Raw genomic sequence first — 12,680 nt, forward strand, 5'->3', positions numbered from 1 at the left:
CTGCAGGAGCACAAGACATAGACATAAATTCAGGACGCGGCAGAATGAGTCAGCAGCGTAGCAGCATACTGCTGTCCGCCTTCCAGAACGAGCTGTACCGCCATGCAAACCAGCAAAAAACCCATGATGCGTGAGATGGCATCGACGCCATTATGTCCGATCACGCGCACGATGCTCAGCGAGGAGCGCAGGCAAATGAAGAAGATCAAGCCGATCAGCAGGGCCAGAATAAGGGGCGTTGCCACCAGCACCCATTGGGCATAGTGTTCGCGCATGCCTGCCATTTTGGAGGAAGCACTAATGACCAGAGCCATGGTGCCGGGGCCCACGGTAGAGGGCAAGGTCAGTGGGACAAACGCGATATTGTCGTGGGCGGCCGTATTTTGATCCGCTGCTTTGGAGACGACCTCGCTGACGGACGGGGGGAACAGCATGCGAAAGCCGATATAGGCCACAATCAGCCCGCCTGCGATACGCATATCCACCATGGAGATGCCCAGGGCCGAGGTGATCCACAAACCTGCGTAATAGGTAATCAGCAAAGCAAGAATGACATACAACGTCGCTTGGCGCAGTTGCTGCTTCTTTTCTTGCGCGCTCAGGGTTTCGCCCAGAGACAGGTACATCACCATGGAGGTCAAGGGATTGGCCATGGGCAGCAAAAACGCCAGCCCCAGACCGATCAATTTGAACAACTGCATCAATTCGTTTGGCATGGACATTCCTAGAGGATGGGGGTCAGGCGGGTAGAGCGTTCTTGTATAGCTTGCCGTCCTTGATGATCAGCAGCAGGTTCTGCTCGGGCTGCTCCAGAAAGCTCAGGCTTTGCTCGGGTTCGCCATCGATCAGCAGCAAGTCGGCCAAAGCACCGGGGCGGATTACGCCCAATTCGCCGTCATAGGCTTGTCGCAAGCCCGACAGTTGCAGCAGTCGGCCATTGTCGCCGGTGGCCATTTTCAGCACTTTGAGCGGATCGTAAAAACGGGTCAGCTTGGACAGCATGCGGCCCTGGTGGGGCAGGTGGGCGGGGGTGAACAGAATGTCGGTGCCCCAGGCGGTCTGGATCTGGTACTTGTCTGCCAGCTCGTAGGCACGCACGGTGCCCACGGCCACTTGTTGCTGCTTGGCTTTGCTGCGCGGGTCGTGCTGAACGTTGGCATCCTCATCAGCCAAAAAGGGTTGCAGGCTCCACCACACGCCTTCGCCTGCCATCATGCGAGCGGTTTCCTCGTCCGCAAGCTGGCCGTGTTCGATGGATTTCACGCCTGCCTTGATGGCACGTTGGATGCCACGGGCGCAATACACGTGCACCATCACGTAAGTCCCCCAGTCGCTAGCGGCGCCCACGGCGGCGCGCAGTTCTGCATCGCTAAATTGCAGCCCTTCCAGCGGATCGTACAAGGAGGTAACACCGCCCCCGGCCATCAGCTTGATCTGGCTGGCGCCGAGCATGAGTTGCTCACGAGCGCGGCGCAGAACTTGATCGGCTCCATCGGCAATGCAGGTGACACCGGCTCGTTCCGTGTGGCTTAGCTCGCCCTCGGCGCGTGGGACTTCGTAGCGCATCCGGAAGTCCGCGTGGCCGCCCGTTTGCGCAATCATGGCACCACTGGGATAGATGCGCGGGCCATGCAGCAAACCCATATCAATACCGCGCTTCAAAGAGAAGCTGGGGCCACCGGCATCACGAACCGTGGTAAAGCCGCGCAGCAAGGTGCGCTCGGCTTCTTTGCTGGCAATCAAATGCAGGTCGGCTGGATCAGCCATCATGGCCGTCATCTGGTCGACAGCGCACAACAAACTATGCCAGTGGGCATCGATCAGGCCGGGCATCAGGACTTTGTTCTGGCAGTCCATGACCGTGGCGTCGGCCGGAATCTTGGCAATGGGCATGACAGCGGTAATGCGACCCTGGTCAATCTGGACGGCCAGTCCTTTTTTCAGCTCAGTTGTTTCACCATCAAACAGGCGCAGATTGCTCAGAATCAGTTTGGGAGCCAGGGCGATGGGCTTTTGATCCAGTGCATTATCGGATTGAAAGGCCAGGTCTGCGGGAGCCGCGTTTGGTGCAAAACTGGCCGAGGCGCTTAAACGCGTGTGAATGAAGGGGATGGAAGGGTGCGCGCAAACGCAGGCTGGTACACCGTGGCGATAGGCCTGGCGTTGCTGGCGCAGGGCAGGGGACTGTCCCAGGTAAGAGTGAGTCTGCATGGCGTCCTGAAAAATCAAAAAAGCATGAAAGAAGGAGGGCGGACTTAAGACATATGCAATTCGACCAGGTCTAACAAGCGGACCCGTTCGCGAGCATTTTCATCGGATATTTGGTGTGTACGGGCTAAAGTGTAAACGGCCTTACCTCGTCCATAGCAACTCGGCATACATGATGGCTGTCATTGAGACCCTAGCAGAAAATGGTTGGTCACTATACGCGTAAAAATGCGAGGTACACAGGGATCTAATTGGGCAGGAATAAATGGAATGGGTTTGAAAGGGCTCAGGTACAATTCTTCGCAGCGATCAGGGCAGCCTATGCAGATCGTATTAAAAACAATCGGGAGATGCCACGCATGCGTGCGCTAATAGCCGCTCTGGCCGCCTTGCCCTTGCTGGGGGGATGTTCTCTTGCACCGTCGGTCTCTCTGGCGGGCTCTTACTTTCCTGCCTGGCTGGTGTGCGTGTTGGGCGCCTTGCTACTGACTTTACTGATTCGTTGGGTGCTGATTCGCGCAGGTGTGGATGATGCCCTGCCCATGCGTTTGCCTGTCTATGCCTGCCTGACGCTAGCCCTGACCTTTGCCGCACTTCTTCTTTTTTTCGAGTGACTGAGCCATGACCCAGGCACAGAAATCTTCTTCCCGTAAAGGCGCTGCCCGCCTGCTGAGTGTGCTGATTGTTGTCGCCGCCCTTGTCTTGGCCTGGTGGTATTGGCAGCGATCTGCCAACAACCCCTTGTCCGAAGATGCGGTGGTGGGTGCCGATGTCGTGCATATCTCCAGCTCCTTGCCAGGGCGAATTGAGCGCATGGTGGTGCGTGACGGCCAGTTCGTTCACCGCGATGAATTGCTCTTTACCGTGGACCCGGTGTTTTATCAGTTGCGTCTGGAGCAAGCCCAGGCTGAACTGGCGCTGGCTCAGGCGACGCTGGACATGAAACAGCGTGCCGTGCGTGCAGAAGGGCATAACGCTGTGATTGCGGATGATCAGATTACGCGTGCAAAAACCAATTTGGCGATGGCTGCTCAAAGCCAGCGCCGTTTGGCCAATCTGGCGGCCAAGGGCTATGTGTCCCAACAGCAATTGGATGAGGCCAATACCTTGTTGCGCGATGCGCAAGTCACCTTGAAACAGGCCACCGAGCAATCGGGTGCGGCTCAGGCGCTGGTCGGTAACACGCAAGCAGAAGAAGCGATGGTGCAGGCGCGTCAAGCAGGGCTGGCGATGGCCCAGCGGGATCTGGAGCATACCCAGGTGAAGGCACCCCACAATGGTCGTATCGTGGGTTTGCGTATCGGGTCGGGGGAGCATCTGCTGCCGGGCACGTCTGTCTTTACCTTGCTGGATACGGACTCCTGGTATGTGACGGGCATGTACCGGGAAACGGATCTGAAAGAGATCAAACCGGGCACGTGCGCCACCGTGTATGTGCTGTCTGATCCTTCGCGCAAGCTCTCGGGCAAGGTGGAGGAAATTGGTTGGGGCGTCAGCAGCCAGGAACAGATCAATCTACCGCGCAGTCTGCCGTATATTCAAAAATCCATGAACTGGGTGCGGGTAGCACAACGTTTTCCGGTGCGTATCCGTCTGGATGCCCCGCCCGAGGACTTGATGCGTATGGGGGCTTCGGCCACCACGATTATTCATCGCGATGGCAACTGCTAAGACCGGTTTGTCGGTGCTGGCTCGGCTGGTCTGGCAAGACTTGCAGCCCACCCCTGGCCGTCTGGCACAAAGCTGGCGAGTGGCCGTGCTGTGCGCCTTGATGGTGCTGCTGGCCATGAATTACGGCATTCCCGAATCTGCGGTCAGTTGTTTTGTCATCTTCTTTGTGATGAAGTCCGACGCTGGGGAAAGCTCGGTACTGGCGTTGGCCCTGGTGGTGCTGGTGTCTCTGGTGGTGCTGCTGCTGATACCACTGATCCAGGTCACGATTCAGTATCCGGCCTGGCGTTTGCTGGCCATGGTGCTGACGTCCTTTGTGCTGCTGTTTTTAGGGGTAGCCAGCAAGCTGGGCCCTTTGGGCGGCATTATCGCTTTGGTGATCGCCTTTGTGCTGACCTTGCTGGGCTATGTGCCTTTTGGCGAAATTGCGACCCGTGCGGTGCTGTATGCCTGGCTGATGACCTTCGCCCCCATGGGCTTGGTGCTGATCTTCAATCTGTGCTTTGGTTTGTATCCGCACAAGGTGTTGCGCCGTGAGCTGGCAGCGCGTTTGTGTTTGGCGGCTCAGGGTTTGACGGGGCAGGCAGACACGCAGGATTTGTGGGACGAGCTGGCCTTGGGCGTTAGCGCACAACAAAAACGACTGGGCTGGATACGGCTGTTTCATTTGCGGCCCACACACGAGCAGGCGGACCTGGATCAGGCCATTTTGAACAGTTATCGCGCCTTGCTGGCCGTGGCCGTTGTGCGCGATCAGCATCTGGATAATGAGCAGGCCACCGCTTTTGCCCAGATTTGCGAGCGCAGTGCACAGGATATTGAACAAGGCCGCTTGCCGCAGATGGATGATCTGCCCGAACTGCCGGCGTCCAGCTCCTTGGCGATACAAGACTTACGAGATGCTTTGCTGGCTTTGTCGGGGGCGGTGTCCATTGGCAAAGCGGACCCGGAGCATGGCTCTTTCATGGTGCCTGATGCCTTCACCAATCCCGTGTATCAGCACCATGCCTTGAAGGCAACAGCGGCCGCCGTGCTGTGTTATCTGATCTACAGCGCGGCAGACTGGCAGGGTATTCATACCGCCATGATTACCTGCTATGTGGCGGCCTTGGGTTCTACCGGGGAAACTGTGCACAAGCTGGCTTTGCGGATTGTGGGCTGTTTGCTGGGGGCGGCGCTGGGATTTATCACCATCCTGTTCGTGATGCCGCATTTGCTCGATATTGGCGGCCTGATGGTCGTCGTGTTCCTGGTTTCCTTGCTGGGAGCCTGGGTGTTTTATGGCCCAGAGCGTATTTCCTATGCCGGCATTCAAATTGCCTTTGCCTTTTATCTGGTGACTTTACAAGGCTTTGGCCCTAGCTTCGATCTGGATTCGGCTCGTGATCGTGTGATCGGTATTTTGCTGGGCAATGCGGTCATGTACGTGATGTTTACCCAAATCTGGCCTGTCAGTATTGCCGGTTCGGTGCGTCAGCGTTTGGCCAAGGCCTCTGATAGCTTGATGGGCTTGGCGGCGTTGTGGCAGGAGCGCCCGGCTCAGGCCGTGCAGCAGTCGGCCAGTGTGGCCCAGGAGCTGTCGGCGGCAAAATATGGATTGGCCTTGATGCAGTTGGAGCCGGCGCGTTTGCGGCCTGACGAGCAGCAGGCCCAGGACATGCAATCCCAATGGCAGACGCTGCGCCAGCAGTTCATCACTCAGGCCTATATGCCTGTGTCCAGCCACCCAAGCGATTGATAACCCTCATTACCTAGAGGTGATTTTCCTGTCTTTGACGGCTCGTAGAATGGGCCTCACTTCCCATTCTCGGGATTAAAAGAAGCGCCGCAAAGGCCTCGGTTCGGTCGGAGACACCCCCGTATACCTTTTTCTTCCTCGTCCATGTCTGCATTTTGTTGCGGGCAGGGCAGGACTCGTCTTTGCTCGGTACTTCCTTTGATTCAGTTTGTGTGAAGCCTCTCGCCCTTCTTGGGGCTGGGACTGTCCATTACTGATTCCTGATGACGGCAACGCACCGTTTCAGACATCACAATACTGATAAAGGAGCATGAAGTATGGCTGAGCAAGAATCCGCATTGCGACCCGGGCAGCAGGCCCTGGTCCCGCCACTTGCGGGTGGTTGGTTGCAAAAACATTTTGCTTATACAGAGCGCGGCAGCTCCTTGCGCCAGGAAGTTCTGGCAGGGCTGACCACGTTTCTGGCAATGGTGTATTCCGTCTTTGTGGTGCCGTCCATGCTGGGCAAGGCGGGCTTTGATACCTCGTCGGTTTTTGTGGCCGTGTGTCTGACCAGTGCCTTTGGTTCTTTGCTGATGGGGCTGTGGGCGAATCTGCCGATTGCCGTGGGCTGTGCCTTGTCTTTGACGGCATTTTTGGCCTTTGATCTGGTGCTGGGCCAGCAACTCAGTCCGGCTGTCGCCTTAGGGGCCGTGTTCCTGATGGGGCTGATCTTTACCCTGATTTCCGCCACCGGGATTCGCACCTGGATCCTGCGCAATTTGCCCTTGGGTATCGCGCATGGCACGGGTATCGGGATTGGCCTGTTCCTGCTGATGATCGCGTCCAATGAAGTGGGCTTGGTCACGCGTAATACCGGTGCAGGTTTGCCGGTTGCCTTGGGGGATGTTACGTCCATGCCGGTATGGCTGAGCGTGTTGGGTCTGGCCGCGATCTTTGGCCTGGAGCGCCGTCGTGTGACAGGCGGCATTTTGCTGGTGATTCTGGGGCTGTCGGCGGTGGGTCTGATCTTCGATCCCAATGTGCGCTTTACCGGCTTGTTTGCCATGCCTAGCCTGCTGGGCGAGCACTCCTTGATCGGTGCGATGGATATAGGCGGGGCGTTAAATGCCGTGGTTCTGCCCAGCGTTCTGGCCTTGGTGATGACGGCGGTGTTTGATGCCACTGGCACGATCCGGGCGGTGGCAGGCAATGCCGGGCAGTTGGACAAGGACGGCCAAATCATCAACGGCAGCCGCGCCTTGACGACAGACTCGCTAAGTTCTTTGGTGTCGGCCAGCCTGGGGGCGTCGCCTGCTGCCGCTTATATTGAGTCCGCAGCGGGGACGGCAGCAGGTGGCCGTACCGGTCTGACGGCCGTGGTGGTGGGCCTGGGTTTTCTGATGCTGATCTTCCTGTCGCCTTTGGCCGGTCTGGTTCCTTCCTACGCAACGGCGCCAGCCTTGATGTACGTGGGCTTGTTGATGCTGGGGGGCGTGCGTCATCTCAATACCGATGATACGGTCGATACCATGGCCGGTTTGGTGTGTGCCGTGTTTATCGTGCTGACCGTCAATATTGTCACGGGCATCATGCTGGGTTTTTGTACCTTGGTGCTGGGCCGCCTGTTCTCCGGCGAGCTGCGCCGCTTGAATGTAGGCACGGTTTTGATTGCACTGGCGTTGGCCGTTTTCTACCTGGGTGGCTGGGCTTTATAAGGCCGGACTTGGGAAGGGCGGGGGTTCCCCTTTACACTAGCCTGTTTTCCAAACACCAAAGGGGTATCTGTGCTGGTCGCATTTGATTTTGATGGCACGATTACAGATCGGGACAGCTTACAGGACTTTATACGCCGCATGCGGGGCTGGCCGGTCTGTATTCGTGCTTATCTAGCCTGCGTGCCCCGCGTGTTGGTGTGGGATCGCGGCCCGCAGCGTCGTCAGGCGATCAAGCATCGTTTTTTGCGTAGTGCCTTGGGTGGATTGAACCGGGAGCAGGTTCAGGCTTTGGCCGACACGTATGTGCGGGACTATGTGCCGCAGATTGTCCGTCCTGAAATGATGGAACGAATCCGTGCTCACCGAGAACGGGGCGATACGGTGCTACTGGTCAGTGCCTCGCCGTCTATTTATTTGCAAGCCTGGGCTAAGGCTCAGGGCATGGTGCAGGTGCTGGCAACAGAGCTGGCCTTCGATGAGCAAAAAGGCTGTGTGGGAATGGCCAGTGCTAATTGTTGGGGGCAGGAAAAAGTAAATCGTCTTCAGGCCTGGCTGGGGGATAAACCAGTCGCACTGGATATGGCGTATGGCGATAGCCCTGGCGATGCGCAGATGCTGGCGCATACGCGTCAGCCTTGGCTGCGAGGACGAGATGCAGCTTTGCCGGAACTGCAAGCCTAGTACTTGATTTTATGGTTTGCTCTGTTCCGCTTGAGTCGCAGACTCAGGGGGGTCTACAGCCCACGACCAGGGATCAAAAAAGCAAAATGCCCGACTAGAAGCGGATTCTGGTCGGGCATTGTTTTTCTGGATGATTAACAGGGGCTGTGGACTTGCCCTTGAGCCCTGCTGCGGGATTATTCCTTGCTGCGTTTGATCGCCATGCCAACCAAGAGGCTAGCCCAACCTTGGGTCAGCAAATCAATACCCAGGATCAAGCCCAGAATCCAGACACTATTGCCAGGCCAGCCTGCCGCAATGATCAAACCGGCTGCCAGCGTAATCAGGCCGGAAAAGGCCATCCAGCCGCCGCCTGCCTGGGCCCGATTCTGGAACCAGATCCAGAGTCGGAATGCGCCGGAGGCAATCAGGAAGGCGCCAAAAATCAGAGTCAGGACGGTGGCACCTACCAAGGGGTTGCTAATGGCAATCAGACCGGCGAACAAGTACAAAATACCGCTCAGGCTCCAGAACAGAAAGCCGCGCCAGCCTTTGGAACTCCATGCATGAGCCAGATGCAGCACGCCGCCTATGCTCATCAGGATGCCGACATACACCACGCTGGCAACCGTGGCACCAACCACGTAGATCAAGGCGATCAGACCCAAAATGATCAGGGCAATGCCCAGACCAATGAACCATCCTGGTTTCAAGGGCAGTTGACGTAGCAACTCAGAGCGATTGTTGTCATGTGGACTTAGAGCCATCTAGGTACTCCTTGCAAGGTTAAACCGACGCTACGGTTTTAACTGTACTCCAGACCTGGGCAGGGGCCTAGTGATACGCAATGAGACGGCTCCAGAAACACGAAGGCCCTACCGTTGCGGTAGGGCCTATATGCCGCTCTGGCGGCGGTGAACTACCATGATGGCAGTTTTGGGAAGCTGTGTTTCAGACAGCTTACTGACACTATGTCAGTGATTTCACTGTACGTCAGCGAATCAAAACCCGCCAATTATGGAAAACCCGCAAGTCTGAAACAAAGCCCTTCAAACCGTTAAAGTAGGTCGTGTTCAGGACTGCAGGCAGGTGGCTTAGTGGCCGTGTGCACCCTTGTGGCCCTGGTTGGCTTTGGTGTTCAAGGCACGGACCGGGGCGTTGATTTTCAGCTCCTCCTTCTGGCCAGCGGTATTCTGGATTTGCAAGGTGAGATCCACCGAGCTGCCTTCTTGAACCTGCTTGTCCAGACCCAGCAGCATGATGTGGTAACCACCAGGCTTGAGTTCGACAGCTTTGCCGGTGGGCAGGTCGATTTTCTCGACCTGACGCATACGCATAACGTCGTTTTCCATGGCCATTTCATGCACTTCTACTTGTTTGCTCAAGCTGCTGCTGGCACCCACCAACTGGGCGTTGTCAGTCGATTGCAGCACCATGAAGGCGCCAGTGGCTTGCTGGCCGGGAACCGTGGCGCGAACCCAGGGATCGGTCACGGTGACTTCGGCCTGGGCCAGGGTAGGCAGGCTCATCAAGGCGGCCAGGGAGAAAAGCGAGGAAGCAATAGTACGTTTCATGTTGGTAATCCTGTTGGGGTTCATTTGCTCAAAGCCAGTACCTGGCCGATATCAGCCACGGCTTCTTCAGCCGTTTGCGTATGACGCAGGGCGATCTGCAACTTGCCTTGTGTGTCATACACATAGGTCAAGGCACTGTGGTCCATGGTGTAGCTGGAGCCGGTAGGAACCTTTTGGTAAAAAACTTTGAAGTCGCTGGCGGTTTTGGCCAGTTCCTCTTCGGTGGGGCGCAAGGCCACAAAACTGGGGTCAAAAGCCTGCATGTAGGCACGCAGCAATTCGGGCGTGTCGCGCTCCGGGTCAATGGAGATAAACAAGACTTGCAGCTTGTCGCCATCCTCGCCCAACTGCTCCTTGATGTCGACGGCCCGGGTCAGTGCGGTCGGGCAGACGTCGGGACATTGGGTAAAACCAAAGAAGATCAGTACGATCTTGCCGCGATAGTCGGCCATGGTGCGACGTTGGCCTTCGGTATCGAGCAAGCTGAAATCCTTGGCAAAGTCGGCACTGCTCATGTCCACACCTTCCAGATTGCGAAAGGCAGGCTGCTTGGGGGCTTTGTCGCCGCAAGCGCTCAGGACCAAAGGAGTGGCCAGCATGGCAAGCAAGAGCTGGCGGCGTGAGAAGGAGGCGTTCATAGAAATATCCCGCTAATTGACAACATGGAGTGGCTGCGCCGGGCAGCCAGGGCTAGTCAGGAAACGGACGTAGCGGGAGGTCCGCGCGCACTCAGGGGCGGGCCCGTTAGGGGAAGAACGGGAGCCGCCGCCTGTTGGGCAGTGTCCCAGGTATGTCGTGGTGTTTGTGCCAGATCCCAGGCGGGGCTGGGCGTATCATTCAGGGCTTTTTGTGCTTGGGCCTGAGCAAATAAACAGGCGGCATGCAGCGTGTGCTGCTCGTCGTGTTCCGGTCCGGAGAATTGGCCGCTCCATTGCGCCAGGAAAGGGTCGCCCTGCACGCATAAACTGAGGGCGGCTGCATTGGCGGGGTCGGCACTGGGCATATAGCCATTGGGAATCAGGCCACGCAAGAGCAGGGCGCATATCGCCAATACCAGTAAAAACTGGCGGCGAGTACCTGAGAAGGGGAGTGCGCAGTGCCTGACCATGATCAGAGCATTCTAGTACAGATGGAAATTTGTTTGCCCAAATTCTGTGGCACAGTAGACGCCTATCATCAAGGAGCTTGATATGCGACAGATTTATGGGGTGCTGAGCGCCTTGGTCATGGTCTTGGGACTGGCAGCGTGTTCAACACCGGACCGTTCAGCCGACAGCAGCTGGAGTCGGCCTTCCGGTGTTCAAGTCTACGGGGAAGTCGATGCAGGGGTAGGGATGCAGCGGCAGTCTCGCTAGGGAAACAGCCGCCATACCGCGTTCAGACCAGGGTTTGGCCGGCGCTGTCGGCGGCATCCTGTTTTTTGATTGTGTCCTCGGGGTCAGCCTCATCATTCAAGTAGGACAAGGCTTTGCTCAGGCTGTAGGCCGGTTCGAAGGAGTCGGGATTGGCCATGGGCCAGCCTACGCGGAAAATCGTTTGACGGTAGTGGCCGCGCAGCAGTTCGCCTTTTTTCAGATCCGGGAACAGAGCCGACATCACACGCACTTCGCCGTTGCTGATACGACGGGCGATATGGTGAGGGCGTAGCTGGTTCGGATGTTCCAGGCCTGCCGCACCCAGCAATTCAGCCAGCGCTTTGAGGGTATTGCCGTGAAAGCTGGCCACGCGCAAGGACTTGTCATCCACCACCAGGGCCTTTTGACGTTGCGGGTCTTGCGTTGCCACGCCGGTTGGACATTTGTCGGTATGACAGGCCTGGGCCTGAATGCAGCCCACGGCAAACATGAAGCCGCGTGCGCTATTGCACCAATCTGCGCCCAAGGCCATGATGCGGGCCATATCAAAGGCACTGATGATCTTGCCCGAGGCGCCCAGGCGGATTTGCTCGCGCAGGCCAATACCGACCAAGGTGTTGTGGACCAGACGCAGAGCCTCGCGCAAAGGAGTACCAACGTGGTCAATGAACTCCACGGGGGAGGCACCGGTACCCCCTTCAGCACCATCGACCACAATAAAGTCCGGTGTAATGCCTGTTTTCAGCATCGCTTTGGCAATGGCAAACCATTCCCAGGGGTGCCCGATACAGAGTTTGAAGCCCACGGGCTTGCCGCCGGACAAAGTACGCAGCTTGGCGACGAACTCCAGCAATTCGACGGGGGAGTGAAAAGCGCTATGGCTGGCTGGCGAATTACAATCCACGCCCTCGGGTACACCGCGCGCCAGGGCAATCTCCGGTGAGACCTTGGTGCCGGGCAAGATGCCGCCGTGGCCGGGTTTGGCTCCCTGCGACAGCTTGATTTCAATCATCTTGACGTGATCCTGGTTGGCGCGCTCGGCAAAGCGTTCGGGCGAGAAGTTGCCTTGTTCATCCCGGCACCCAAAATAGCCCGAACCAATATTCCAGATCAGGTCGCCACCGTGGCGCAGGTGATAGGTACTGATGCCGCCTTCGCCCGTGTCATGCGCAAAATTGCCCATCTTGGCACCTTTGTTCAGGGCCAGAATGGCATTGGCCGACAGCGCCCCAAAACTCATGGCTGAAATATTCAGCACCGACAGCGAGTAAGGCTGGGTACAGTCCGGTCCGCCGACATCAATACGGAACTGCGCGTCCTTGATGTGTTTGGGCGTCATGGAGTGGTTCATCCACTCATATCCATTGTTATAGACCTCCTGGTGGGTACCAAAAGGCTGCTTGTCAATTTGCTGTTTGGCTCGCTGGTACACCAGGGAGCGGTCCGCACGTGAGAAGGGCAGTTGCTGCTCATCGCCCTCCAGAAAGTACTGGCGAATTTCTGGGCGAATGGCTTCAAAAATGAAGCGCAGATTGCCAATAACCGGATAGTTGCGACGAATGGCGTGACGAGTTTGCGTGATGTCCACCAAGCCCTGAATACACAGGGCCAGCCCTGGGATCGCCAGCCATAGCCAGCTTGCGCTTTTGAACAAGGAAAGCAGCAAGAACAAGGCGGTCAGGCCAATGATGATGTAGAAGGCGGTGTAGCGTGTCAGCCACTTTTGCATAATGACTCCTGCCAAGAAAACGGGGTGATAGGGCGGGATTTCGGGTAC

The 12,680-nt window shown here is 57.2% G+C and carries 13 protein-coding genes; 6 read left to right on the plus strand and 7 right to left on the minus strand.

Annotated features, from left to right (window positions below; translation table 11 throughout):
• Positions 1 to 29 precede the first annotated feature (29 nt).
• Positions 30 to 716 (minus strand): MarC family NAAT transporter, encoded by a 687-nt coding sequence (locus AC6I6N_RS00855; RefSeq protein WP_230018661.1) that lies wholly within the window; start codon positions 714 to 716, stop codon positions 30 to 32.
• 22 nt (positions 717 to 738) lie between these two features.
• On the minus strand, positions 739 to 2,211 hold the full coding sequence (locus AC6I6N_RS00860) for a metal-dependent hydrolase family protein (RefSeq protein ID WP_427957826.1): 1,473 nt from the start codon (positions 2,209 to 2,211) through the stop codon (positions 739 to 741).
• Positions 2,212 to 2,567: 356 nt separating this feature from the next.
• Between AC6I6N_RS00860 and AC6I6N_RS00865 the strand changes: the two genes are divergently transcribed.
• From AC6I6N_RS00865 to AC6I6N_RS00885, 5 genes are all read left to right on the plus strand, one after another.
• The gene (locus AC6I6N_RS00865) at positions 2,568 to 2,822 is read left to right on the plus strand and encodes a YtcA family lipoprotein (protein ID WP_249461813.1); all 255 of its coding nucleotides are present in this window, start codon (positions 2,568 to 2,570) and stop codon (positions 2,820 to 2,822) included.
• A 7-nt stretch (positions 2,823 to 2,829) separates the two neighbouring features.
• Positions 2,830 to 3,879, plus strand: coding sequence for a multidrug transporter subunit MdtN (mdtN, locus tag AC6I6N_RS00870; RefSeq protein WP_094196213.1), 1,050 nt, complete (start codon positions 2,830 to 2,832; stop codon positions 3,877 to 3,879).
• Positions 3,866 to 5,617: an FUSC family protein gene (locus AC6I6N_RS00875; RefSeq protein WP_427957828.1), complete on the plus strand. Its 1,752-nt coding sequence runs from the start codon at positions 3,866 to 3,868 to the stop codon at positions 5,615 to 5,617. Before mdtN ends, AC6I6N_RS00875 begins: the two co-directional genes overlap by 14 nt.
• A 317-nt stretch (positions 5,618 to 5,934) precedes the next feature.
• Complete coding sequence (locus AC6I6N_RS00880; protein ID WP_094196215.1) at positions 5,935 to 7,314, plus strand: NCS2 family permease; 1,380 nt, start codon at positions 5,935 to 5,937, stop codon at positions 7,312 to 7,314.
• Positions 7,315 to 7,383: 69 nt separating this feature from the next.
• On the plus strand, positions 7,384 to 7,995 hold the full coding sequence (locus AC6I6N_RS00885; protein WP_249461822.1) for an HAD-IB family hydrolase: 612 nt from the start codon (positions 7,384 to 7,386) through the stop codon (positions 7,993 to 7,995).
• Between the two features lie 176 nt (positions 7,996 to 8,171).
• On the opposite strand, the gene AC6I6N_RS00890 is transcribed toward AC6I6N_RS00885, so the two are convergent.
• The 4 genes from AC6I6N_RS00890 to AC6I6N_RS00905 form a co-directional block, all read right to left on the minus strand.
• The gene (locus tag AC6I6N_RS00890; protein ID WP_497942658.1) at positions 8,172 to 8,741 is read right to left on the minus strand and encodes an HdeD family acid-resistance protein; all 570 of its coding nucleotides are present in this window, start codon (positions 8,739 to 8,741) and stop codon (positions 8,172 to 8,174) included.
• Positions 8,742 to 9,068: 327 nt separating this feature from the next.
• Positions 9,069 to 9,548 (minus strand): copper chaperone PCu(A)C, encoded by a 480-nt coding sequence (locus AC6I6N_RS00895; protein ID WP_497942660.1) that lies wholly within the window; start codon positions 9,546 to 9,548, stop codon positions 9,069 to 9,071.
• Between the two features lie 20 nt (positions 9,549 to 9,568).
• Positions 9,569 to 10,186: an SCO family protein gene (locus AC6I6N_RS00900; RefSeq protein WP_094196219.1), complete on the minus strand. Its 618-nt coding sequence runs from the start codon at positions 10,184 to 10,186 to the stop codon at positions 9,569 to 9,571.
• A 56-nt stretch (positions 10,187 to 10,242) separates the two neighbouring features.
• Positions 10,243 to 10,656 carry a hypothetical protein gene (locus AC6I6N_RS00905; RefSeq protein ID WP_159086108.1) on the minus strand — a complete coding sequence of 138 codons (414 nt, stop codon included), beginning with the start codon at positions 10,654 to 10,656 and terminating at the stop codon, positions 10,243 to 10,245.
• A gap of 82 nt (positions 10,657 to 10,738) precedes the next feature.
• Between AC6I6N_RS00905 and AC6I6N_RS00910 the strand changes: the two genes are divergently transcribed.
• A complete protein-coding gene (locus AC6I6N_RS00910; RefSeq protein WP_159063903.1) occupies positions 10,739 to 10,903 on the plus strand; it encodes a hypothetical protein in 165 nt (54 codons plus the stop codon).
• A gap of 22 nt (positions 10,904 to 10,925) precedes the next feature.
• Here the strand turns inward: AC6I6N_RS00910 and AC6I6N_RS00915 are convergent, their stop codons facing one another.
• Positions 10,926 to 12,632, minus strand: coding sequence for an FMN-binding glutamate synthase family protein (locus tag AC6I6N_RS00915; protein WP_427957833.1), 1,707 nt, complete (start codon positions 12,630 to 12,632; stop codon positions 10,926 to 10,928).
• Positions 12,633 to 12,680 lie beyond the last annotated feature (48 nt).

This window comes from Alcaligenes sp. LTN-3, from assembly GCF_059735605.1.

Bases quoted from the DNA above. Each gene is read 5' to 3' on its own strand.
- AC6I6N_RS00855 (WP_230018661.1), bottom strand. From the start codon at position 716: ATGCCAAACGAATTGATGCAGTTGTTCAAATTGATCGGTCTGGGGCTG.
- AC6I6N_RS00860 (WP_427957826.1), bottom strand. From the start codon at position 2,211: ATGCAGACTCACTCTTACCTGGGACAGTCCCCTGCCCTGCGCCAGCAA.
- AC6I6N_RS00865 (WP_249461813.1), top strand. From the start codon at position 2,568: ATGCGTGCGCTAATAGCCGCTCTGGCCGCCTTGCCCTTGCTGGGGGGA.
- mdtN (WP_094196213.1), top strand. From the start codon at position 2,830: ATGACCCAGGCACAGAAATCTTCTTCCCGTAAAGGCGCTGCCCGCCTG.
- AC6I6N_RS00875 (WP_427957828.1), top strand. From the start codon at position 3,866: ATGGCAACTGCTAAGACCGGTTTGTCGGTGCTGGCTCGGCTGGTCTGG.
- AC6I6N_RS00880 (WP_094196215.1), top strand. From the start codon at position 5,935: ATGGCTGAGCAAGAATCCGCATTGCGACCCGGGCAGCAGGCCCTGGTC.
- AC6I6N_RS00890 (WP_497942658.1), bottom strand. From the start codon at position 8,741: ATGGCTCTAAGTCCACATGACAACAATCGCTCTGAGTTGCTACGTCAA.
- AC6I6N_RS00895 (WP_497942660.1), bottom strand. From the start codon at position 9,548: ATGAAACGTACTATTGCTTCCTCGCTTTTCTCCCTGGCCGCCTTGATG.
- AC6I6N_RS00900 (WP_094196219.1), bottom strand. From the start codon at position 10,186: ATGAACGCCTCCTTCTCACGCCGCCAGCTCTTGCTTGCCATGCTGGCC.
- AC6I6N_RS00905 (WP_159086108.1), bottom strand. From the start codon at position 10,656: ATGGTCAGGCACTGCGCACTCCCCTTCTCAGGTACTCGCCGCCAGTTT.
- AC6I6N_RS00910 (WP_159063903.1), top strand. From the start codon at position 10,739: ATGCGACAGATTTATGGGGTGCTGAGCGCCTTGGTCATGGTCTTGGGA.
- AC6I6N_RS00915 (WP_427957833.1), bottom strand. From the start codon at position 12,632: ATGCAAAAGTGGCTGACACGCTACACCGCCTTCTACATCATCATTGGC.